General features: G+C 49.8%; 20 protein-coding genes. 18 read left to right on the forward strand and 2 right to left on the reverse strand.

Features of this window, described 5'->3' with window-relative positions; translation table 11 throughout:
- Nucleotides 1-11 precede the first annotated feature (11 nt).
- The 18 genes from eno to PUQ60_RS09095 all read left to right on the forward strand — a co-directional run bounded on the left by eno (nucleotide 12) and on the right by PUQ60_RS09095 (nucleotide 19,600).
- Nucleotides 12-1,304, forward strand: a complete 1,293-nt coding sequence (gene eno / locus PUQ60_RS09010) for a phosphopyruvate hydratase (protein WP_273380438.1) — start codon at nucleotides 12-14, stop codon at nucleotides 1,302-1,304.
- A 441-nt stretch (nucleotides 1,305-1,745) separates the two neighbouring features.
- A complete protein-coding gene (locus PUQ60_RS09015; RefSeq protein ID WP_022359763.1) occupies nucleotides 1,746-2,852 on the forward strand; it encodes a BMP family ABC transporter substrate-binding protein in 1,107 nt (368 codons plus the stop codon).
- Between the two features lie 139 nt (nucleotides 2,853-2,991).
- Nucleotides 2,992-4,530: an ABC transporter ATP-binding protein gene (locus tag PUQ60_RS09020; RefSeq protein WP_022359764.1), complete on the forward strand. Its 1,539-nt coding sequence runs from the start codon at nucleotides 2,992-2,994 to the stop codon at nucleotides 4,528-4,530.
- Entirely contained in the window at nucleotides 4,527-5,573 is a 1,047-nt protein-coding gene (locus tag PUQ60_RS09025; protein WP_118749379.1) for an ABC transporter permease, read from the forward strand. The genes PUQ60_RS09020 and PUQ60_RS09025 overlap by 4 nt, the downstream gene beginning before the upstream one ends.
- Entirely contained in the window at nucleotides 5,570-6,520 is a 951-nt protein-coding gene (locus PUQ60_RS09030; protein ID WP_022359766.1) for an ABC transporter permease, read from the forward strand. Before PUQ60_RS09025 ends, PUQ60_RS09030 begins: the two co-directional genes overlap by 4 nt.
- 41 nt (nucleotides 6,521-6,561) lie before the next feature.
- Nucleotides 6,562-7,500 carry a nucleoside hydrolase gene (locus PUQ60_RS09035; RefSeq protein WP_273400820.1) on the forward strand — a complete coding sequence of 313 codons (939 nt, stop codon included), beginning with the start codon at nucleotides 6,562-6,564 and terminating at the stop codon, nucleotides 7,498-7,500.
- A gap of 32 nt (nucleotides 7,501-7,532) precedes the next feature.
- Nucleotides 7,533-8,807: an ArgE/DapE family deacylase gene (locus tag PUQ60_RS09040; protein WP_118467445.1), complete on the forward strand. Its 1,275-nt coding sequence runs from the start codon at nucleotides 7,533-7,535 to the stop codon at nucleotides 8,805-8,807.
- Between the two features lie 31 nt (nucleotides 8,808-8,838).
- A complete protein-coding gene (locus PUQ60_RS09045) occupies nucleotides 8,839-9,585 on the forward strand; it encodes a glutamine amidotransferase (RefSeq protein WP_273380845.1) in 747 nt (248 codons plus the stop codon).
- Nucleotides 9,586-9,610: 25 nt separating this feature from the next.
- A complete protein-coding gene (locus PUQ60_RS09050; protein WP_273380847.1) occupies nucleotides 9,611-10,756 on the forward strand; it encodes a M20 family metallopeptidase in 1,146 nt (381 codons plus the stop codon).
- Nucleotides 10,753-11,781: a LacI family DNA-binding transcriptional regulator gene (locus PUQ60_RS09055; protein WP_118522416.1), complete on the forward strand. Its 1,029-nt coding sequence runs from the start codon at nucleotides 10,753-10,755 to the stop codon at nucleotides 11,779-11,781. Before PUQ60_RS09050 ends, PUQ60_RS09055 begins: the two co-directional genes overlap by 4 nt.
- 21 nt (nucleotides 11,782-11,802) lie before the next feature.
- Complete coding sequence (locus PUQ60_RS09060) at nucleotides 11,803-12,699, forward strand: ribokinase (RefSeq protein ID WP_118749382.1); 897 nt, start codon at nucleotides 11,803-11,805, stop codon at nucleotides 12,697-12,699.
- A gap of 169 nt (nucleotides 12,700-12,868) precedes the next feature.
- A complete protein-coding gene (locus tag PUQ60_RS09065) occupies nucleotides 12,869-14,239 on the forward strand; it encodes a sodium-dependent transporter (protein WP_273393033.1) in 1,371 nt (456 codons plus the stop codon).
- A gap of 374 nt (nucleotides 14,240-14,613) precedes the next feature.
- The gene (gene rsxC / locus PUQ60_RS09070) at nucleotides 14,614-15,939 is read left to right on the forward strand and encodes an electron transport complex subunit RsxC (protein WP_273380852.1); all 1,326 of its coding nucleotides are present in this window, start codon (nucleotides 14,614-14,616) and stop codon (nucleotides 15,937-15,939) included.
- Between the two features lie 13 nt (nucleotides 15,940-15,952).
- Nucleotides 15,953-16,894, forward strand: coding sequence for an RnfABCDGE type electron transport complex subunit D (locus PUQ60_RS09075; protein ID WP_022359776.1), 942 nt, complete (start codon nucleotides 15,953-15,955; stop codon nucleotides 16,892-16,894).
- Nucleotides 16,894-17,502: an RnfABCDGE type electron transport complex subunit G gene (locus tag PUQ60_RS09080; protein ID WP_022359777.1), complete on the forward strand. Its 609-nt coding sequence runs from the start codon at nucleotides 16,894-16,896 to the stop codon at nucleotides 17,500-17,502. Before PUQ60_RS09075 ends, PUQ60_RS09080 begins: the two co-directional genes overlap by 1 nt.
- A 14-nt stretch (nucleotides 17,503-17,516) precedes the next feature.
- Nucleotides 17,517-18,218 carry an electron transport complex subunit E gene (locus PUQ60_RS09085; protein WP_022359778.1) on the forward strand — a complete coding sequence of 234 codons (702 nt, stop codon included), beginning with the start codon at nucleotides 17,517-17,519 and terminating at the stop codon, nucleotides 18,216-18,218.
- Nucleotides 18,218-18,793 (forward strand): RnfABCDGE type electron transport complex subunit A, encoded by a 576-nt coding sequence (locus tag PUQ60_RS09090; RefSeq protein ID WP_107001556.1) that lies wholly within the window; start codon nucleotides 18,218-18,220, stop codon nucleotides 18,791-18,793. Before PUQ60_RS09085 ends, PUQ60_RS09090 begins: the two co-directional genes overlap by 1 nt.
- A 15-nt stretch (nucleotides 18,794-18,808) precedes the next feature.
- Nucleotides 18,809-19,600 (forward strand): RnfABCDGE type electron transport complex subunit B, encoded by a 792-nt coding sequence (locus PUQ60_RS09095; RefSeq protein ID WP_022359780.1) that lies wholly within the window; start codon nucleotides 18,809-18,811, stop codon nucleotides 19,598-19,600.
- Nucleotides 19,601-19,750: 150 nt separating this feature from the next.
- Here the strand turns inward: PUQ60_RS09095 and PUQ60_RS09100 are convergent, their stop codons facing one another.
- Nucleotides 19,751-20,194, reverse strand: a complete 444-nt coding sequence (locus PUQ60_RS09100) for a hypothetical protein (RefSeq protein WP_022359781.1) — start codon at nucleotides 20,192-20,194, stop codon at nucleotides 19,751-19,753.
- A gap of 79 nt (nucleotides 20,195-20,273) precedes the next feature.
- On the reverse strand, nucleotides 20,274-21,371 hold the full coding sequence (gene ychF / locus PUQ60_RS09105) for a redox-regulated ATPase YchF (protein ID WP_022359782.1): 1,098 nt from the start codon (nucleotides 21,369-21,371) through the stop codon (nucleotides 20,274-20,276).
- Nucleotides 21,372-22,010 lie beyond the last annotated feature (639 nt).

Genomic DNA, 22,010 nt, shown 5'->3' on the forward strand with positions numbered 1-22,010 from the left:
AGGAACGAACTATGAAACATCTGGAAATTGAAAAGGTGATTGGACGGGAGATTGTTGATTCGAGAGGAAATCCAACCGTGGAGGCGGAGGTTTATCTGTCAGACGGAAGCATGGGGCGCGGCACGGCACCGAGCGGCGCATCGACGGGTGAATTTGAGGCTCTGGAGCTGCGCGACGGCGACAAGGCGCGTTTCGGCGGAAAGGGCGTACAGAAAGCAGTCCAGAATGTGAATACCGTGATTGCAGAAGCATTAAAGGGAATGGATCCGGCGGATGTCTATGCGGTTGATAAAGCGATGATCGAGGCGGACGGAACAAAGGATAAATCCAAACTGGGCGCGAATGCGATCCTGGCGGCTTCGATCGCGAGCGCACGGGCGGCAGCCAATGCGTATGGTCTTCCGCTGTACCGTTTTCTCGGCGGCGTATCTGGAAACCGTCTTCCGGTCCCGATGATGAACATTTTAAACGGCGGCGCGCATGCGGCAAATACCGTCGATGTACAGGAATTTATGATTATGCCGGTTGGCGCGGAGAGCTTTTGCGAGGGACTCCGCTGGTGTACCGAGGTGTTCCATGCGCTGGCAGCATTGCTTAAAGAGCGCGGACTGGCAACCTCCGTCGGCGATGAGGGCGGTTTTGCACCGGATCTGGGAAGTGACGAAGAAGCAATCCAGTGCATCTTAGAGGCAGTGGAGAGAGCCGGATATAAGCCGGGCGAGGACTTTGTCCTGGCGATGGATGCGGCATCCAGCGAGTGGAAGAGCGGCAGGAAGGGCGAATATCTGCTTCCGAAGAGCGGCAAACACTTCACCTCCGAGGAGCTGATTGCACACTGGAAACAGCTCTGCGGGAAATACCCGATCGCCTCGATCGAGGATGGTCTGGACGAGGAGGATTGGGAAGGCTGGCAGAAGATGACCGCAGAACTCGGCGGACAGGTGCAGCTGGTCGGCGACGATCTGTTTGTAACAAATACCGGGCGCCTGGAAAAAGGTATCCGTCTCGGCTGCGGCAATTCGATCCTGATTAAGCTGAACCAGATTGGATCCGTCTCCGAGACACTGGCGGCAATCAAGATGGCACATAAGGCAGGTTACACGGCGATTGTATCCCACCGTTCCGGCGAGACCGAGGATACGACGATCGCAGATCTGGCGGTTGCGTTAAATACCTGCCAGATCAAGACGGGCGCACCGAGCCGGAGTGAGCGCGTGGCAAAATACAACCAGCTTCTGCGGATTGAGGAAGAGCTGGGAACCGGCGCACAGTATCCGGGGAAGGCGGCATTTAATAAAAAATAAGTTATCTTTTTTACGGGATATCGTACAGACAAGCAATCTGTTACATTGCATAAAATGTGTGAGTTGTTCCGAAAACTAATGCATTTCTTCGGAAACAGACAAAAATCATCTGGGAAAATGCTGGATGGCGTCGAGGCAAAGGAAAATAGAATACAACTTTGAAAGGGAATACGTTTTACCGTACAACTGGAACGGAGAGAAACGTATTCCTTTTTGTTTTGCATTAGACCGAAAAAGGAATATTGCTAAAAGTTTGACAATATTTTAAAAAATATTCGTTTTTTTACGAAATTTATTGACAAAACAGCGGGAGTAATTGTAAAATAACTGTAAAGCAAATATGAAAAAAGAATTTATTTTTTTTAAACGAATGGAAAAACGTTTTACCAAAGGAATGGTCCGGCGGATAACGTATTTCATATAAAAAAGGAGGATGAAAGAATGAGAAAAAGAACATTAAGCATTGTACTTGCAGCAGCAATGTGCGCCAGCTTAACAGCCTGCGGCGGTGGCGGAAGCACTGCTGAGACAACGGCAGCTGACAGCAGCAATACCGAGACGAAGGCAGCCGACGCTTCAGAGAAATCTGACAAACCGCTCCGTGTATGTGTTGTTTACACCGGAAACTTAGGTGATAAGAGCTACAATGACTCCTGCAACATGGGTGCACAGAAAGCAGTTGAGGATTTCGGCATTGAGCTTAAGAGTCTTGAGGGTACCACTGCTGAGGAGTGGAAAGCAAACCTGCTTCAGGCTTGTGATGATGGCTACGATTTAATTATCGGTGCTTCTTCCAACATCGCAGATTACATCACTGAGAATGCTTCCAGTTATCCGGATACCAAGTTCGCAGTTATCGATACAACCGTAGATCTGCCGAACGTTGAGTCTATCAGCTTTGCTCAGAATGAGGGCTCCTTCCTGGCAGGTGCAGCAGCAGCTATGTTTACCACCAAGACTGATATCCCGAATGTCAATGAAGATCATATCATCGGCTGGGTAGGCGGTATGGATATTCCGGTACTTCATGACTTCTATACAGGCTATGAGCAGGGTGCGAAGTACATCGATCCGGATATCAAGATTCTTCAGGCTTTTGCAGGAAGCTGGACGGATCCGTTAAAGGGCAAAGAGCTGACTTTAGCACAGTATGAGCAGGGCGCTGATATTGTCATGAACGTAGCATCCGGTACCGGTGTTGGTATTCTGGAAGGTGCAAAAGAAGCTGACAAATACGCAATCGGCGTTGACTTAAACCAGGATTCCGATCAGCCTGGACATATTCTTACTTCCATGGTTAAGAGAGTTGATAATGCCTGCTACCTGGTTATCCAGTCTGCAGTAGATGGAACCTTTGAGGGCGGCACAACTAAATATCTGGCACTGAAGGACGGCGGCGTCAGCCTGACTGATTTCTCTGTTATCAAAGAATCTCTGGGCGACAAATTCCCGCAGGATATCGTTGATAAGTGTGATGAGCTTGCCGAGAAGATCAAATCCGGCGAGATCGTAGTAGAAAACTATGAAGGATTTGGCCCAGAGGCATAATTGATAAAGACAAGGCCGGGAGCGAGTGAAACCTGGCGGCGAAGGGGGATCTGGATTCTTTCAGGTTCCCCTTCATTTTCAACAAAAATGTTTTTCTTGGAAAGAGCCGTCAGGCATTTCCGGACGAGAGGGTGATCGAATGAACGAATACGTAGTGGAGATGAAAGGAATTGTCAAAAATTTCGGACAGGTTCAGGCGGTAAAGCATGGCGAATTTACTCTGAAAAAAGGCGAGATCCATTCACTGATTGGTGAAAATGGAGCTGGTAAATCCACCATGATGAAGCTTCTGTACGGCATGTATCCCATTGACGAGGGCGAGATTATCGTCAAGGGGGAACCGATGGGAACCATCACACCGAAGATTGCAATTGAGCACGGTGTCGGCATGGTCCATCAGGAATTTATGCTGGTAAATGAGCTGACGGTTCTGGAGAATATTATTCTGGGATTTGAACCGAAAAAGGGATTGACAATTGACTTTGACAAGGCAAGAAAAGAAGTTAAAAAATATATTGAACAGTATCATATGGACGTGCAGCTGGATAAGAAGGTAAGCCAGATATCCGTTGGTGAGGCGCAGCGTGTCGAGATTATCAAGACATTGATGCGAGGTGCTGATATCATCATTCTGGATGAGCCTACAGCGGTTCTGACTCCTCAGGAGGCGGAACGTCTGTTTGAAATCCTGAACAATCTGAAACAGGATGGAAAATCCCTTGTCTTTATTTCTCATAAGCTGAATGAAGTTATGGCAATATCAGACCGCATCTCTGTGATGCGTCAGGGACAATATATGGGCACTGTTAATAAAGAGGAAACTTCTCCGCTGGATCTGACCAAACGAATGATCGGACGTGAAGTATTCTTAAACATTGATAAGGCTTATTCTGAGGCGGGAGATACGATTCTGGAGGTTCAGGATGTGTGGATTCCCAGCCAGAAGGAGACATCGAAGATCCGGGGCATGTCCCTGCATGTCAAGGCCGGTGAGATTGTCGGCGTGGCAGGTATCGATGGAAATGGACAGAGTGAGCTGGTTGAGGCGATCACCGGACTTCGCAAGGTAGAGAAGGGCAAGATCCTTCTTTGCGGCAAGGATATTACGAATCAGAGTCCGAGAAAAGTGAGAGAGAGCGGTCTTTCCCATATTCCGGAGGATCGAAATACAAGAGGTCTGAACCGTGCCATGACCATCGAGGAAAATCTGATCGCAGTCCGCCTGGATCAGCCTCCATTTACCAAGGGCATCATGATGAATAAATCAGGACAGGATACCTATGCAAAAGAAATGGTAGAACAGTTTGATATACGCCCGGCGGATTATAATCTTCCTACATCTTCCTTATCCGGCGGCAATGCACAGAAGGTCGTAGTAGCCCGGGAGGTATCTCTTGGCAATAAGCTTCTGGTAGCATCCCAGCCTACCAGAGGTGTAGATATCGGTGCCATCGAGCTGATTCGTAATACACTGGAAAAGGCGAAAAAGGCAGGCGCCGGTGTCCTGCTGGTATCGGCAGAGCTGGAGGAGATTATCTCCCTTTCGGATCGTATCGTTGTTATCCATGAGGGCAAGATCACCGGCGAGATGCGTGCGGATGAGGCGAATGAGAACAATCTGGGTCTGCTTATGATGGGCGGTACAGACACAGGGAAGGACGGTGAAGCAGCAGTATGAATCAGACATTAAATGGTATTCGAAGGATTCTTATTACGATACTCGTTGCGATGGGTGTCGGTGCGCTGTTTATCGTAGCGATCGGGGAGAATCCGATTGATGCATATGCGGCGCTGTTCCGAGGTGCTTTTGACGGAGAGCTTCGTCTTGGTACAACCTTGGCAGGATTTACTCCGCTGCTGCTGACATCCATTGCTTTTGCAGTTGCAGCGAAAGCAGGCGCATTTAACGTAGGTGTTGAGGGCGAGGTTTTCTTGGGCGGTATCACAGCTGCTTATATCGGCATCAACTGGACCTTCCTTCCGAAGCCGGCTCTGTATGTGGCCTGCTTCGTAGGTGCTATGGTGGTAGCAGCTGCCTGGGCCTTTATTCCGGCGGTTTTGCGTGCCTATTATAATGTAAATGAAGTATGTACCACCATTTTGATGAACACAGTAGCCCTTTATATCACATCTTATCTGGTCAGCGGACCTATGAGTGCCGGTACTGCTAATGCTCAGTCCCTGCCGGTTACGGTAAGACTGTATCAGTTTATGAAACCCAGCAGTGTCAACGTTGGTATTTTCATCGCAGCCATCACCGTGATTGTGATTATTTTTATGCTTCAGAAAAGCAGCTGGGGCTACAAGATCCGTACCGTCGGCCTGAATCCGACCCATGCGGATTATGTGGGAATTGATTCCAAAAAGGTATTTGTCGGTGCTATGATGCTTTCCGGTATGTTAGGCGGCATGGCAGGCTGCATCGAGGTTCTGGGTGTTCACGGATATTTCCTGAACAACTTCGCAACTGGACTTGGAAGCAATGGTATGCTGGCAGCTCTGATTGTAAAGAACAACATGGTTTCAACTCCATTTATGGCATTTTTCCTGGCAGTTTTAAAATCAGGTGCTATGGGAATGCAGCAGTCAACCGGTGTACCAAAATCGCTGGTTGATACCATTACAGCAGTTTTCATTATCATAGCGACCATGGAGACTGCATTCCAGTTTACAAAGAAACGTAAAAAGAAAACGGAGGAGAAGAAGGAGGATAAGGCATGAATGCGATAATGCAGAATTTTGATAAAATCTTTAATGCGTCGCTGATTTATGCAACGTTTCGTTCAGCGACTCCGATCATCTTTGCCGCTCTTTGTGCGGCAATCACCCAGCAGGCCAATATCTTAAATATCGGTACTGAGGGTATCATGCTGGTAGGTGCTTTTACAGCAGTAGCGGTCAGCTACTTTACCGGAAGCTGGCTGTTAGGTATCATCGCGGCGATGATCGCGGGTGCTGTGATTGCGATGATCATGGCGGTCGGTCACATCCGTTATAACTCTGAGATCTGTGCGATCGGTATGGGTATTAACTTGCTGGCGCTGGCGCTCACAAAATTCATGGTAAATGCGATCTTCCACAGCACCGGCAGCTTTTCCAGCCCGGACATCAAAGCAATTCCGCGTGTGTCGCTCGGATTTTTAGACAATCTGCCGGTGGTTGGCGACCTGTTTAACAACTGGTGTGTGACCGAGTGGTTTGCCATCGTTTTGATTATTCTGCTTCAGTTCTTCTTTTATAAGACTGTATGGGGACTGCGTCTGCGTGCGGTGGGTCAGTTTCCGGAAGCAGCCAAGACGGCAGGTATCAAGGTAAATGCAATCAAATATCAGGCGATGCTGCTTTCTGGTCTCATCGGTGGTCTGGCAGGTGCACATCTTTCCCTGGGATACAGTACCCAGTTTATCGAGAACATGACCAATAACCGTGGTTTCATGGGCGTTGCAGCCATGTATTTCGGCGGTGCGAACCCGGTTCTGACCACACTGGGCTGTCTGCTCTTTGGATTTTCAGATTCCGTCGGTGCCCGTCTCCAGGCATATGGCATTCCATCCCAGTTCGTTCTGATGATGCCGTATATCGTGACCATCGCGGTACTGGCAATTTCCATGATTGCGAAGATTTCAGCCAACAAGAAGAGAGAATCTTCCCTGCATGTGGGAAGCTGATGATGAAGAAAGATAAAATACTATAAGGAGGACATAATCAGATGGAAAAGACAAAAATTATTCTTGACTGCGATCCGGGACATGATGACGCGGTCGCGATTACGCTGGCGGCGAACAGTGACAAGATCGATCTGTTAGGTATTACAGTCGTAGCAGGCAACCAGACGCTGGAGAAAACGCAGATTAATGCGAGAAATGTGTGCCAGTGGCTCGGTGTGGATGTGCCAGTGTATGCGGGCTGCGGACAGCCGATGGTGCGTGAAAAAATGATAGCGGGCGATATCCACGGTGAAACAGGGCTGGATGGTCCGGTTTTCCCGCCGCTGACAAAAGAATTAGAGAAAGAGCATGCAGTCAATTTCATCATCAAAACCCTGATGGAGTCCGACGGCGATATCACGATGGTGACAACCGGTCCGATGACCAATCTGGCGATGGCGATGCGGATGGAACCGGCGATTATTCCGAAGATCAAACAGATCGTCCTGATGGGAGGCGCGTATACCAATGGTAACGTAACTCCAGCGGCAGAGTTCAATATCATCGCCGATGCGGATGCAGCATATGTATGCTTTACCAGCGGACGCCCAATCACGATGATGGGTCTGGATGTTACCCGCAAGGTACTGTGCTATCCGGAGATCGTTGACCGGATGGAGAAGATCGGCAATAAGGCATCCAAGCTCTTTGCGGATCTGATGCGCTTCTTCTGCAAGACCCAGAAAGAGGTATTTGGCTGGGAAGGCGGACCTCTGCACGATCCGGTTACGATCGCATGGCTGATTGATCCGAGCGTTGTGACCCTGAAACCGATGCATGTGGACATTGACATCCGCAGCGTCCAGTCCTACGGACGTACTAACTGCGATTTCTTCGGTTACGGCGGACAGGAGTCGACTGCAAACGTAGCGATCGATATCGATGCGGCGAAGTTCTGGGATATCGTTGAGGCAGGGCTGAGAAGATACAGCGAGGCATAGTTCATAATACTTGTGTTCGGAGGCAGATATAGATGAGAGACCTGAAAGAAGTTTTAGAGCAGAACAAAGAGAAATATATCGAAGAACTCAAGAATCTGGTGGGAATTGATACCCATGACTTAGGGCACGGAATCGATGGTGGTCTGGAGAAACAGGGACAGGAGTATATGGTAAACCTGTTTGAATCGATGGGAGCCGACGAGATCACGGTGGATCCGATGGATGAGGCTGTGATTCAGGAAAGCTACAAAAAGCACCAGGAAGGAAACCTGGGGCACAACCAGACCGACCGTGCCAATGTCTATGCGACATTTAAAGGAAAACAGGGCGGAAAAAGCCTGTTATTTAACGGTCATATTGACGTTATGCCGGCGGAGATGGAAGACGGCTGGACGAACCCGCCGTTTGAGCCGGTAATTCGGGATGGCAAGATGTACGGACGCGGCTGCACGGATATGAAGGGCGGTCTGATGGCATCGGTGATGGCGGTAAAGCTTTTGCAGGATGCCGGGTATGAGCTGCCGGGCGATGTGACAATTACCTCCGTGTGTGACGAGGAAGGCGGAGGCAATGGCTCGATCCAGGCGGTAATGCGCGGTCTGAAAGCCGACGGCGTTGTCAACTGCGAGCCGACCGACGATACCCTGATTCTGGCGCATATGGGCTGGGTATTCTTTAAGGTTGATTTTGAAGGAAAAGCGTGCCATTCCGGTGCAAAAGCCGAGGGCGTCAGCGCGATCGAGAAGGCGATCAAAGTAATTCAGGGGTTAAATGAGATGGAGCACCGCTGGCTTCTGACGATCCGCCACCGCCTGCTTCCGCCGCCGAGCTTAAATATCGGCGTGATCGAGGGTGGAACCGCCGGTTCTACCGTGCCGGGCGAGTGCAGTTTTTCTACCTGCGTCCACTATGTTCCGACCCTGATGAATCAGGATATGGTTGTAAAGGAATTTACAGAGGTCGTTGAGCGGATCAGCCGTTCCGACGCGTGGATGGAGGCACATCCGCCGAAGATTTCCATTTACCAGACCGGACACGGGTTTGAGATGGAGGAGGATCATCCGCTGGTAGACACCTTTAAGGAGGCGTACAGTGAGGCACTTTCGCGCAGCGTGAAGGTGGAAGGATCCCATTTTGGCTGTGATTCCCGCCTGTGGCGCAACATTGCCGGATGCCCGACGATCCAGTACGGACCGGGCGAGGGCGCACAGTGCCATACCGTGGATGAGTGGCTGAAGCTTGATTCCTATCTGGAAGCGATTCTGGTGTATGCGAAACTGATTCTTTCCTGGGGAGAGAAGAAATAAGGAATTGATAAATATATAAGGAGATAAAAACATGAACAAGAAAGTTTTACTGGCAGGCGAGTCCTGGATGAGCTATACAACCCATGTTAAGGGATTTGATTCATTTTACACTTCTACCTATGAAACCGGTGAAAAATGGCTGAAAGCAGCCCTTGAGGCAGGTGGTTATGAGGTGACATTCCTTCCAAACCATCTGGCAAATGAAGAATTTCCATTTACAATGGAAGAACTGAAACAGTATGATCTGGTAATTCTGTCCGATATCGGAGCGAACACCCTGCTTCTGCCGGGTGCTACGTTTAACCGCAGTGAGAAAATGCCGAACCGCTGCAATCTGATCCGCGACTATGTCAACGATGGCGGCGCTCTTCTGATGGTCGGCGGCTATCTGACCTTCTCCGGCGTGGATGCAAAGGGCAAATGGCATGACACAGCCGTACAGGAGGTTCTTCCGGTCGAGGTTCTGACGGTCGATGACCGTATGGAACACTGCGAGGGTGTAAAACCGGTAACCGTGGGCGAGCATGAAGCTTTAAAGGGCATTCCGACCGACTGGCCGGAGGTTCTCGGTTACAATAAGGTAATCGCAAAACCGGAGGCAGAGGTTCCGGTTACTGTAGAGGGCGATCCGTTTATCGCATTTGCTTCTTATGGAAAAGGGCGCAGCGGTGTTGTCACAACCGACTGTGCACCGCACTGGGCACCGCCGGAATTCTGCGAGTGGGAATACTACAATAAATTGTGGCAGAATATCGCAGACTGGCTGATTCAGAAATAAGATAGCAGGAAAAAGGAGAGCGCGTATGGACGGAGCGGTGGAACTTTTAAAAGAGCTTCTGACCATTCGGAGTGTCAATGGACGGGATGACGAGGGAGCGGTGGCAGAATATTTGTGCAAGTATTTCAAACAATCGGGAATTTCTGCACATATACAGCGGATTGACGCGACACATGCCAATGTGCTGGCGGAGCTTGAGGGGGAGTCGGATGGCGCTCCGATCTTCTGGAACGGGCATCTGGACACGGTTCCTTACGGAGATACCGGAGAATGGAAGACTGACCCGGCGGTTCCGGTGGAACGGGACGGTTTTCTCTATGGCCGCGGTGCCAGCGATATGAAGAGTGGGCTTGCCGCGATGGTGTACGCGCTCTGTGAATATAAAAAATCCGGTCGTCCGGTGCCGCACACGATCCATTTCCTCGGAACCTGTGATGAGGAAAAGGGCGGCATCGGCGCCAGGGAGATCTTAAAGGAAGTCCCGGAGACCTCGATTGGAACGCTTCTGATAGGAGAACCGACGGGATGCAGGCTGGGCGTGGCGCAGAAAGGCTGCCTGTGGCTGGAGATAGAAGCACACGGAAAGACGAGCCACGGGGCATACCCGCAGGAGGGCTGCAATGCCGTGGAACAGGCGATGGCGCTGACCGGTGAGATTGAAACATATGTGAAAAGCTTCACACACCCGGTTCTCGGCGCATCGACCGCGCAGGTAACGCAGATTTCCGGCGGCGTGGCGCCAAATATGACGCCGGACACCTGCCGGATTCTCATGGATATCCGTATGACACCGGGACTGACAAGCCAGATGGTAGTCGGTCAGGCGGAGGCGTTTGCGGCGGCGCGTTCTGTTACATCAGAAGAAAAATTCCGCGTCAGCTGCCGGATTGTCAATGACCGGCGGGCGATCGAGATTGGAGAATCCCATCCGCTTGTGAAACAGCTCTCGAAGGGACTGGAGAAAAAAGGGCTTCCGGTGGAGACGACTGGGATTAATTTCTTTACAGATGCTTCGATCCTGGTGGAACACAAGCTGGATGCAGCCGTTCTCCTATTTGGTCCGGGCGAGGCAGGCATGGCGCATAAGCCAAATGAGCGGGTCGAGATAGAAAAATATCAGAAATCCATTCAGGTTCTCATGGATCTGATCGCATCGGAGGTGGATGAGTGAGGGCAACCATCAAGGATATTGCCGCTGCGACTGGTTTTTCCGTGACGACAATCTCACTGGTTCTCAATGGAAAAGGATATAAGATTTCGGATGAGACAAAGAATCAGATCCTAGCGAAGGCGCGGGAACTGAATTATCGACCGAACCAGCTCGCGGTCAGTCTGGTAAAGCGGCAGAGCAAGACCATAGGATTTATCGTCCCGGATATTTCCAATGTATATTTTGCCAATATGGCGCGTGCGATCGATGAGGCGTGCCGCGAAAATGGCTGGAGTGTGATTCTCTGCAACACGAATGATAATTATGACCGGGATCGCGAGTATATCGATCTTCTGGCGGATAAAGGCGCGGACGGCATTGTGTTTATCATGGCTAAAGATAATACGCGGGAGATGGCGGCGGAGGAGATCGATTATCTGGAATCGATCCACATACCCTATGTGGTAGTTGACCGGATCCCGGAGCTTCGGAACTGTCCGGCGGTCGGTACCGACCATGAGATCGGCGGTTATCTGGCGGCGCGCCATCTGTTAAGCCTTGGACACCGGCGGATTGCCTGCGTTGTGGGACCGCATGCGACCCAGATGGATTCGGAGGCGCGTTACCATGGCTACTGCCGGGCGATGGAGGAGGCGGGAATTCCAGTGGATGAACGTCTCGTCTGTGCCGGCGAGTATACGCAGGAGGGTGGCGCGGCGGCGGTCGAAAAGCTCATTTCACAGGATTTTACGGCGATTTTCGCCTGCAACGACGCTTCGGCGTATGGCGTATGCAGAAAACTCAAGGAATATAGAAAGAAAGTACCGGAAGATGTTTCGGTTGTCGGATACGATGACGTTTTCTATGCACGGATGCTGGAGGTGCCGCTGACAACGGTACGCCAGCAGGTACGGGAGATGGGAAGAGAGGCGGTACGGCTGCTTCTGAAACAGATACGGGAACATAAAAGACCGGAGAGCAAGGTAATCTTTGCGCCGGAACTGGTGGTGCGGGAGAGCACGGCGAGAATACAGCCGTCCCGGTAACCGGAGAGAGAGGGGAGCAGAGTGAAGGTATTGAATTTTGGTTCACTGAATATTGATTATACGTATCAGGTGGATCATTTTGTAAGAGCGGGAGAGACGATGTCCTCCGAGTCGCTGCAGGTATTCAGCGGCGGCAAAGGGCTGAATCAGTCGATCGCGCTGAGCAAGGCGGGCGCAGACGTATGGCACGCCGGAGCTGTCGGAGCCGGGGATGGAGATTTCCTCATCGAGCAGATGAAGAAGGCGGGCGTCCACACGGAGCTGATCGAGCATCTCGACGGGCAGACAGGACACGCGATCATCCAGAAAGATCCGGCAGGGCAGAACTGTATTCTGCTGTATGGCGGTGCCAACCAGCGGATCACGAAGGAAATGGTGGATCGCGTCCTGACCCAGTTTGAGGCGGACGATTTCCTGATTTTACAGAATGAGATCAGCGAGATCGGCTATATCATGGAGAAAGCCCATGAAAAAGGCATGAAGATCGTTCTGAATCCGTCCCCGATGAATGCGAAGATCCTGTCCTATCCGCTGGAATATGTGGATTACTTCTTATTAAATGAGGTGGAGGCGTCGGATATCTGCGGCATTGAGGCAACCAAAGATCCGCAGGCGCTGATGAACGGACTGGTAAAACGGTTCCCGGAGGCGAAGATTGTCCTGACACTCGGCGGCGATGGTTCCGTGTACCGCGATGGCGACACAGTCCTTCGTCAGGGAATCTATAAAGTGCCGGTTGTGGACACGACAGCGGCAGGCGATACATTTACCGGTTATTTTATCGGCGGCTTACAGCTCGGTGAAGACCCGAAGACGGCGCTGGAACATGCGGCAAAAGCGGCAGCGATCGCCGTTTCCCGCCCAGGAGCAGCTCCGTCGGTGCCGAACCGGGAGGAAGTAGAGACGTTTGAGGGATAAAAAGCACCTGAAAACTTGTCTTTTAAAACAGAATATAGTAAAATACCATTTGGTGGCGTTTCCGAAATTCGGGCTGGTACCGGGATTTGCGGAGGCGCCTCTTTTTTGCGCCCGTCTGACTCGTGTCAGTGTGGGCATATAGAAATAAAAAAGGAGAAGATAAGTAGAAATGGGAAGAGAACGTTTTTCCTCTCGGCTGGGATTTATCCTGATTTCCGCGGGCTGTGCGATCGGTCTGGGAAATGTGTGGAGATTCCCGTACATCGTCGGTCAGTATGGCGGCGCGGCGTTTGTACTGATTTATGCGGCATTTCTGGTGCTTTTAGGTCTTCCGATCATCGTTATGGAATACTCGGTCGGCAGAGCGAGCCAGAAGAGTGCGGCGCTTTCATTTGATGTGCTGGAGCCAAAGGGTACTAAGTGGCATTTTGAAAAATGGTTCGCGATGGCGGGCAACTATGTCCTGATGATGTTTTATACGACGGTAGCCGGATGGCTTCTGCTGTATGTGTTCAAGATGGCGAAAGGCGATTTCGTGGGTCTGGATGCGGACGGTGTAGCAGGGGAATTTGGCTCTGTACTGGCAAATCCGGGACTGATGACGGTATTTATGCTGCTCTGTGTCGTATTCTGTTTTTCCATCTGTGCGATGGGACTCCAGAACGGCGTTGAGAAGATCACAAAGATGATGATGGTCTGCCTGTTATTCCTGATGGTTGTGCTGGCAATCAATTCGGTGCGGATGGAAGGCGGACGTCCGGGACTTGAATTTTACTTAAAGCCGGATTTTGGCAAGATTCAGGAGGTTGGTGTCGGCAAGGTCGTATTTGCGGCGCTGGGACAGTCGTTCTTTACGTTGAGTATCGGTATCGGTGCGATGGCGATTTTTGGAAGTTATATCGATAAAGAGCGCAGCCTGACCGGCGAGGCAATCAATGTACTGGTCCTTGACACGCTGGTAGCGTTTATGGCAGGACTTATCATTTTCCCGGCATGTGCGGCTTACGGCATCGAGGCAGGACAGGGACCAAGCCTGATCTTCATCACGCTGCCGAATGTATTTAACCACATGGCAGGCGGACGTTTCTGGGGCACGCTGTTCTTTGTCTTTATGACCTTTGCGGCGGCATCAACGGTCACAGCGGTATTCCAGAATATCGTATCCTTTGCAACGGATCTGACTGGCTGTTCGATCAAAAAGGCAGTCTGCGTCAATCTGGTGGTAATTGCGGTCCTGTCGCTTCCGTGCGTGCTGGGTTTCAATCTCTGGAGTGGTTTCATGCCGTTCGGAGAGGGCAGCAACGTGTTGGATCTCGAGGATTTCATCGTCAGCAACAACCTGCTTCCACTCGGAAGTCTCGTTTACCTGATGTTCTGTACCAGCCGGTATGGATGGGGATTTGAGAATTTCCTCAAGGAGGCAAATGAGGGAAAAGGCGTGAAGTTCCCGCGCCAGGTGCGGGTGTATGTGACGTATGTCATTCCGCTGATTGTGCTGTTTATTTTTGTGCAGGGGTACTGGAGTAAGTTTTTCCAGTAGACTGTGCAGCTCTTTAGGTAACGAGAAAAAAGGAAAGTCCGGCAGAGGCAAACTCCGCCGGACTTTCCTTTTTTGCCAAGGCTATTGATATAGTATTTAAGAGAAAGTTTTACGGGATTTTTACACAGTTTTGTTAATTCTGTATAAATAAAAGCTATATTATAACCATTTGTATTAATTTTTATACAGAGTGAAGGAGGCAGAAGATTCATTTTCCAATTGTGAATTTTTTTTTCCTGTGTTATACTATACGCGGTAGATTCTAGCTCCTACGCCCGACAATATTTTCACAATTTCGGCAGAAAAGGCATCTGTCGGGAGGTGAATGGGTGGAGGATGAGGGAAAATTTAGTAAGAGAAAGAGGGTTTAATTGATGGGTTTGGCTACATTTATAGGCGGCATTCATCCATTTGAGGGAAAAGAACTGTCTGAGGATAAGCCGATCAAGTATCTCGAGCCGTTACAGGGCGAGGTTATGGTTTATCCGCTGTCCCAGCACATTGGCGCACCTGCGAAACCACTGGTAGCGAAGGGCGATCACGTGCTGAAAGGCCAGATCATTGCAGAGGCAGGCGGATTTATTTCCGCAAACGTACTCAGTTCTGTTTCCGGTACAGTAAAGGGAATCGAGTCCAAGCTGGTTGCCAATGGTGCAATGGTTCAGTCAATCCTGGTGGAGAATGACGGTGAAGAAGAGGCGATTGAAGGATTTGGTACAGACAGAGATGCATCGAAGCTGTCCAAAGAAGAGATTCGCCAGATCGTTAAGGATGCCGGTATCGTCGGCCTGGGCGGCGCTGGTTTCCCGACACATGTAAAGCTTACTCCGAAGGATGAGAACGCAATTGATTACGTTATCGTCAACGGTGCAGAGTGCGAGCCGTACTTAACCAGTGACTATCGTACCATGATGGAGCGTCCGGAGCAGATTATCGGCGGCCTGAAGGTTATGCTTCAGCTGTTTGACAATGCGAAGGGTGTTATCGGTATCGAGAACAACAAGCCGGAGGCTATCAAGAAGCTGACGGAGATGGTAAAGGACGAGCCGAGAATCGAAGTATGTCCGCTGCTTACCAAGTACCCGCAGGGTGGTGAGCGTACACTTATCTATGCAGTGACAGGACGTGAGATCAATTCTTCCATGCTGCCGGCAGATGCAGGCTGTATCGTAGACAATATTGATACCGTTGCTTCTATTTATAATGCAGTATGCAAGACAACTCCGCTGATCCGCAAGATCATTACGGTAACCGGTGATGCCATTGCAGAGCCGCAGAACTTTGAGGTACGTCTTGGTACCAACTATCAGAGACTGGTAGAGGCAGCAGGCGGCTTTAAACAGGAACCGGAGAAGATGATTTCCGGTGGTCCTATGATGGGACAGGCTCTTTTCAGCCTTGACTTCCCGGTAGCGAAGACTTCATCTGCGCTGACCACCTTTACCAAGGATCAGGTAGCAGCGATGGAGCCGTCAGCATGTATCCGCTGCGGACGCTGTGTAGGCGTTTGTCCGGAGCACCTTGTACCTCCGCTGATGATGAAGGCATCTACGGCTCACGATCTTGAAAAATTCCAGAGCTTAAACGGCATGGAATGCGTTGAGTGCGGATGCTGTGCATATGCTTGTCCGGCAAGACGGCCGCTGACCCAGGCATTCAAAGAGATGCGTAAGGCAGTAGCAGCCAGCCGCAGAAAGTAGGAGGTGGGAAGAAATGGAAAAATTATTAAAAGTATCGTCATCACCTCACGTTCGTGACGGAGTTACGACACAGCGCCTGATGTTTGACGTTGTGATCGCCATGATTCCTGCCAGTGTTTATGGTGTATGGCAGTTCGGCATGAATGCACTTCTGGTTCTGATCGCTACCGTGATCGCCAGTGTGGCAGCCGAGTATCTTTATGAGAAATTAATGCACAAGCCGATTACGATTTCGGACGGCAGTGCAGTTGTTACCGGCATGATTCTTGCACTGAATATGCCGCCGGAAATCCCGGTTTGGATCCCGGTTCTTGGTGCATTCTTTGCAATCATCGTTGTAAAACAGCTTTACGGTGGTCTGGGACAGAACTTCATGAACCCGGCACTGGCAGCCAGATGTTTCCTTCTGACTTCCTTCGCTCTGTTTATGAATAACTTCTCATCCGCAAAGCTTGGATTTGACAGTCTGACAAGTGCAACTCCGCTGGCACAGTTAAGAGCCGGTGAGACAGTGGATCTGGCATCCCTGGTAATCGGACGTATCCCGGGAACTATCGGTGAGGTATCTGTAATTGCCCTGCTGATTGGTGCGATTTACATGGTAGTCCGCAAAGTTATCAGCCCGGTTATCCCGCTGATTTACATTGGAACCGTATTTGTATTTACATTCCTGTTTGGCGGATTCAACCTGACCTATTCTCTCAGTGAGATCTGTGCAGGTGGTCTTATCTTCGGTGCATTCTTTATGGCAACCGATTATGTAACGAGTCCTCTGACTCCGAAGGGACAGATCGTATACGGACTGATCCTCGGAATCGTAACCGGAATCTTCCGTCTCTGGGGTGCTTCTCCGGAGGGCGTTTCCTATGCGATCATCTTCAGCAACCTGCTGGTACCGCTGATTGAGCGCTATACGCTTCCGACAGCATTTGGAAAAGGAGGTCAGAAGAAATAATGAACCAGATTATCAAAAATACAATCATCCTTTTCGTTATTACTCTGGTAGCTGGTATCTGTCTGGGAACAGTACATGATATTACGCTGGATCCGATTGCACAGGCACAGGAGGCAGCAGCTACTAAAACTTATCAGGAAGTTTACCCGGATGCGGCAAGCTTTGATGAGCCGCAGGAGCTGGCTGACGCAGTAACTGCTGCAGCGGACAGCATCTCTGAGTGGGGATTTGGAAAAGTTACCATCAATGATGCAAAAGAAGCGCTGGATGCAAGCGGCAACCAGATCGGTTACCTGATTACCTCTACCTCCGCAGAGAGCTACGGCGGCAACGTGCAGATCGCAGTTGGTATCACCAACGAGGGCGAGCTGACCGGTATCGGTTTCTTAAGCATCAGCGATACGCCAGGTCTTGGTATGAGAGCCAAAGAACCGGATTTCAAGGATCAGTTTATCGGCAAGAAAGCTGAGAACCTGGAAGTTACAAAGACAGGCGCGTCTGCAGATAATCAGATTGAAGCCATCAGTGGTGCAACGATCACTTCCAAGGCAGTCACCAACGCGACAGATGCAGCTATCTATTTCGTGGCTAACTGCCTGGCACAGTAGGAGGTGGAAAGATTATGAATAAATATGTAGAGCGCTTATATAACGGTATCTGGAAAGAAAACCCGATTTTCGTTCAGATGCTGGGTCTGTGTCCGACCCTGGCGGTAACCACTTCCGCCATCAACGGTGTAGGCATGGGACTTTCGACAACCGCCGTACTGATTGCGGCGAACTTTCTGATTGCATTGCTTCGTAAGATCATTCCGGACGGCGTGCGTCTGCCGGCAGAGATCGTAGTCGTAGCATCCTTCGTAACCATCGTAGATATGTTGATGGAAGGTTTCGTTCCAAGCTTATATGCTTCCCTGGGACTTTACATTCCGCTGATCGTAGTTAACTGTATCATCCTTGGCCGTGCCGAGGCATATGCTATGAAGAACGGCCCGATCCTGTCTGCATTTGACGGTATCGGTATGGGACTTGGATTTACAGTTGCTCTGGCACTCATCGGTTCCTTCCGTGAGCTTCTGGGTGCAGGTACTATCTTTGGTATCCAGATTATGCCGGCTTCCTATCAGCCGATCTCAATCTTCATCCTGGCGCCGGGTGCATTCTTCGTACTGGCTTGCCTGACTGCTCTTCAGAATCGTCTGAAGATGCCGTGTGCAACAAACGGTTCCGTAAAAGAGAAGAAGAAGGGTGGCTGCTGCAGCGGCGACTGCTTAAGCTGTGCTGGTCATGATGCAGAAGTTAAGAAGGAACAGGAGGAGAAGTGATGAAAGAATTACTTATTATTGCGATAAGCTCGGCGCTGGTCAGCAACGTCGTACTGAGCCAGTTCCTCGGTATCTGCTCCTTCGTCGGCGTATCCAAAAAAGTTGAAACAGCAGCTGGTATGGGTGGTGCGGTTATCTTCGTTATTACCATCGCATCCATCGTTGCAAACCTGATTTATCAGTTCGTTCTGGCACCGCTTGGTATCGATTACCTGAAAACCATCGTTTTCATTCTCGTTATCGCAGCACTGGTTCAGATCGTTGAGATGTTCTTAAAGAAGTGCATGGTTTCCCTGTATAACGCGCTGGGTGTATTCCTTCCGCTGATTACAACAAACTGTGCCGTTCTTGGTGTTGCCCTGACAAACGTCCAGAACGGATATGGATTTTTACAGAGCGTGGTAAATGGTGTTGGTACAGCCGTTGGTTATACCATCTCCATCGTGCTTCTGGCAGGTATCCGTGAGCACATCGAGGGAAATGATATCCCGTATAACTTCCAGGGATCTCCTATCGTACTTGTAACGGCTGGTCTGATGGCGATTGCATTTCTCGGATTTTCCGGATTACTGTAGAAGGAGGAGACGAAAATGGATATGAATTCAATCATTATCGCTGCTGTCGTGATCGCGGCAGTCGGCATCATCGTTGGTGTCGGTCTGGGTCTGTTCGGCGCGAAATTTAAAGTTGAAGTAGATGAAAAAGAGGCAGCTGTTCGTGAAGAGCTGCCAGGCAACAACTGCGGTGGCTGTGGTTACCCGGGCTGTGATGGTCTTGCAAAGGCCATCGCAGAGGGCAAAGCTCCGGTCAATGCCTGCCCGGTCGGCGGCGCTCCGGTTGGCGAGAAGATCGCTGCTATCATGGGTGTAGAGGCTGGTTCCTCTGAGAAGAAGGTAGCTTTCGTTAAATGTAAAGGTACCTGCGACAAGACAAAAGTACAGTACGAGTACCATGGTATCGAGGACTGTGCGAAGGCATCCGTTGTACCGGGTGGCGGTGCAAAGGCATGTTCTTACGGCTGTACCGGTTTCGGTACCTGTGTGAAGGCATGTAAATTCGATGCAATCCACGTGGTAGACGGCGTAGCGGTTGTAGACAAAGAGAAGTGTGTAGCGTGTGGTGCCTGCGTGGCAGCCTGCCCGAAACACCTGATCGACCTGGTACCGTACAAGGCAAAACATCTGGTACAGTGCAGCTCCCACGATCGTGGACCGGCTGTCAAGGCAGCCTGCCAGGTTGGCTGTATCGGCTGTACGCTGTGTACCAAGCAGTGTAAGTTTGACGCAATCCATATGGATAACAACGTAGCTGTTATCGATTATGAGAAGTGCGTAAACTGCGGAGCTTGTGCAGCGAAGTGCCCGGTTAAGGTTATTCAGTAAATAACGTAAAAGAATACGGAAATAAAAAGTCCGGTTGAACCGTTTGAAAAGATGGTTCAGCCGGATTTTTTTGGTTAAAAGATAAGGTGCTTTTCTAAAGCATCCGATGAAGGTGTTCTCTGAAATTTTTGATGTTGTGCTATACGAAATTTAAAGGATTGCTTTTGCTAATGCAGTATGTATCACATTTAATAATGCCTGCGAGGTATACTGGCTGCCACTTTCAAAGGAGAGATTTTCAAGCGATTGCGTGCTCACGATCTGCTCCGAGAGATGCGAAGCGGAAGAGGAGAGCAGTGGGTACATAGTTTCGATGGAATCGCTTAAAGGACGGCAGGTAACAGAGGTGATCTGGGTGGAATCAACCGTGACTTCGACGTTGACTGCCTGGCTGCCGAGTGTCAGGGTAGAACTGTACATACCAGGCAGATAGGAAATGCCGGCCGCAGCGGGAGCGGAGGCGCTCTGCGTCTTCCTGCCCGGTCGGAACATGATGAGAAGAAGCGCGATGAGAAGAAGCCCCAGTCCGATAAAGATAGCAGTATAAATAATCTCTTTCATGCGGAGTACGACAATTTTTGTTTTTGAGCTCATAAAAAATCCCCGGAATTCGTTTAATACAGTGTATGAGCGAATTTCGGGGAAAATGTTTTTAAATTATATGGAAGGGGTATTAAACATTAAAACGGAACAGCACAACATCGCCGTCCTTCACCACGTAGTCCTTGCCCTCCATGCGTACCAACCCTTTTTCTCTGGCTGCATTGTAGGAACCGCAGTCTAAGAGATCCTGATAGTTGACTACCTCGGCTTTGATGAAACCGCGCTCAAAATCAGAGTGGATCTTTCCAGCTGCCTGCGGAGCTTTGGTGCCGACCTTGATGGTCCATGCGCGTGTCTCGGTTTCTCCGGCAGTCAGATAACTGATGAGACCAAGCAGACGGTAGCTGGCTGCGATCAGTTTTTCAAGACCGGATTCGGTCAGACCGAGATCTTCGAGGAACATCTTTTTCTCGTCCTCGTCCAGTTCTGCGATTTCCTGTTCAATCTGTGCACAGATAACAAATACCTCGCTGTCGTTCTCAGCTGCAAATTCGCGAACCTGTTTTACATATTCATTGGAAGCACCGTCATCTGCCAGATCATCCTCAGATACGTTGGCAGCGAAGATAACCGGTTTCCAGGTTAAGAGATCCAGCGTATTGATGAACGTGAGTTCATCCTCGTCCTCCGGCTCAAAGCTTTTAGCCAGATTGCCGTTTTCAAGGTGCGCATACAGTTTTTTCAGAGTCTCCAGCTCTTTTGCAAGGGATTTATTTCCCATGGCGCTCTTGGTTGTCTTGGCAATACGGCGCTCCAGAACTTCCATATCGGAGAAGATGAGCTCCAGGTTGATGGTTTCGATATCGCGGAGCGGATTGACGCTGCCGTCTACATGGATAACATTTGGATCCTCAAAGCAACGGACAACGTGTACGATCGCGTCTACCTCACGGATATTGGCAAGGAACTGGTTTCCAAGACCTTCGCCCTTGGAAGCGCCCTTTACCAGACCAGCGATATCAACGAACTCGATCACAGCCGGAGTGATTTTGGCAGAATTATAAAGAGCTGCTAACTGACCCAGACGCGGATCCGGAACCGGTACGACACCGACGTTCGGATCGATGGTACAGAACGGGTAATTGGCAGACTCAGCGCCAGCCTTGGTCAGAGAATTAAACAGTGTACTTTTGCCTACGTTTGGCAGACCTACGATACCTAATTTCATTTTATGATTTACCTATCCGAAAACCCTTTGCTTATCAGGATTTCCGCCTTTCTTTCGGTTTCTTATTGCGCCTTTTTACGCCCTTTTTGTAATGTTTCTTAATTTTAATGAAAGAAATCAATGCAACTATGTATTATAGCAGAAAGACGGCGCTTTTTCAATCTCAAAGGAGACATTTTGTGGCTATAGGAATGCAGAAATGGTTACTGTTCACAGGTAGGCACTTTTGGAACCGAAAGTGCCGTAAGAAAACGTGGTGGCAGCAGGAATTTGCCGTATTTAAATGCGAAGCCACGGCAAATTCCGTTACTGGGCACGTATGCGTGAACAGTAACCAGAAATGTGTAATGGTTGTCTATTTTCCTGTTTAAGAAGTAAGAAAGGATTTTTTAAGGGAGCTGCGGAGTGGTAGGATAGGGCTGAAATACATGATTTTGCAGTAGAAAGAAACTATAAAAATATAGGAATAATTAGAACAAATAAAAAAAAATAAAAAAAACAAAAAAATGCTTGCATTCGCGGAGCGCCTGTGCTATACTAACCTTCGTCAGTGAGTGACTCACTCGACAGGCAAAAATAAAAAGCAGTAAGCGGGAGTGCTGGAATTGGCAGACAGGCAAGACTAAGGATCTTGTGGGT

This window comes from Clostridium sp. AF02-29 (assembly GCF_934835585.1).
In the GTDB taxonomy this organism is placed as follows: domain Bacteria; phylum Bacillota; class Clostridia; order Lachnospirales; family Lachnospiraceae; genus Otoolea; species Otoolea fessa.

What these genes read in the sequence shown, in the direction of transcription:
- PUQ60_RS09040 (WP_118467445.1), top strand. Translation starts at nt 7,533, where the DNA reads ATGAGAGACCTGAAAGAAGTTTTAGAGCAGAACAAAGAGAAATATATC.
- PUQ60_RS09015 (WP_022359763.1), top strand. Translation starts at nt 1,746, where the DNA reads ATGAGAAAAAGAACATTAAGCATTGTACTTGCAGCAGCAATGTGCGCC.
- PUQ60_RS09080 (WP_022359777.1), top strand. Translation starts at nt 16,894, where the DNA reads ATGAACCAGATTATCAAAAATACAATCATCCTTTTCGTTATTACTCTG.
- PUQ60_RS09035 (WP_273400820.1), top strand. Translation starts at nt 6,562, where the DNA reads ATGGAAAAGACAAAAATTATTCTTGACTGCGATCCGGGACATGATGAC.
- PUQ60_RS09045 (WP_273380845.1), top strand. Translation starts at nt 8,839, where the DNA reads ATGAACAAGAAAGTTTTACTGGCAGGCGAGTCCTGGATGAGCTATACA.
- eno (WP_273380438.1), top strand. Translation starts at nt 12, where the DNA reads ATGAAACATCTGGAAATTGAAAAGGTGATTGGACGGGAGATTGTTGAT.
- PUQ60_RS09020 (WP_022359764.1), top strand. Translation starts at nt 2,992, where the DNA reads ATGAACGAATACGTAGTGGAGATGAAAGGAATTGTCAAAAATTTCGGA.
- PUQ60_RS09095 (WP_022359780.1), top strand. Translation starts at nt 18,809, where the DNA reads ATGGATATGAATTCAATCATTATCGCTGCTGTCGTGATCGCGGCAGTC.
- PUQ60_RS09085 (WP_022359778.1), top strand. Translation starts at nt 17,517, where the DNA reads ATGAATAAATATGTAGAGCGCTTATATAACGGTATCTGGAAAGAAAAC.
- PUQ60_RS09075 (WP_022359776.1), top strand. Translation starts at nt 15,953, where the DNA reads ATGGAAAAATTATTAAAAGTATCGTCATCACCTCACGTTCGTGACGGA.
- PUQ60_RS09025 (WP_118749379.1), top strand. Translation starts at nt 4,527, where the DNA reads ATGAATCAGACATTAAATGGTATTCGAAGGATTCTTATTACGATACTC.
- ychF (WP_022359782.1), bottom strand. Translation starts at nt 21,371, where the DNA reads ATGAAATTAGGTATCGTAGGTCTGCCAAACGTAGGCAAAAGTACACTG.
- rsxC (WP_273380852.1), top strand. Translation starts at nt 14,614, where the DNA reads ATGGGTTTGGCTACATTTATAGGCGGCATTCATCCATTTGAGGGAAAA.
- PUQ60_RS09100 (WP_022359781.1), bottom strand. Translation starts at nt 20,194, where the DNA reads ATGAGCTCAAAAACAAAAATTGTCGTACTCCGCATGAAAGAGATTATT.
- PUQ60_RS09050 (WP_273380847.1), top strand. Translation starts at nt 9,611, where the DNA reads ATGGACGGAGCGGTGGAACTTTTAAAAGAGCTTCTGACCATTCGGAGT.
- PUQ60_RS09030 (WP_022359766.1), top strand. Translation starts at nt 5,570, where the DNA reads ATGAATGCGATAATGCAGAATTTTGATAAAATCTTTAATGCGTCGCTG.
- PUQ60_RS09090 (WP_107001556.1), top strand. Translation starts at nt 18,218, where the DNA reads ATGAAAGAATTACTTATTATTGCGATAAGCTCGGCGCTGGTCAGCAAC.
- PUQ60_RS09065 (WP_273393033.1), top strand. Translation starts at nt 12,869, where the DNA reads ATGGGAAGAGAACGTTTTTCCTCTCGGCTGGGATTTATCCTGATTTCC.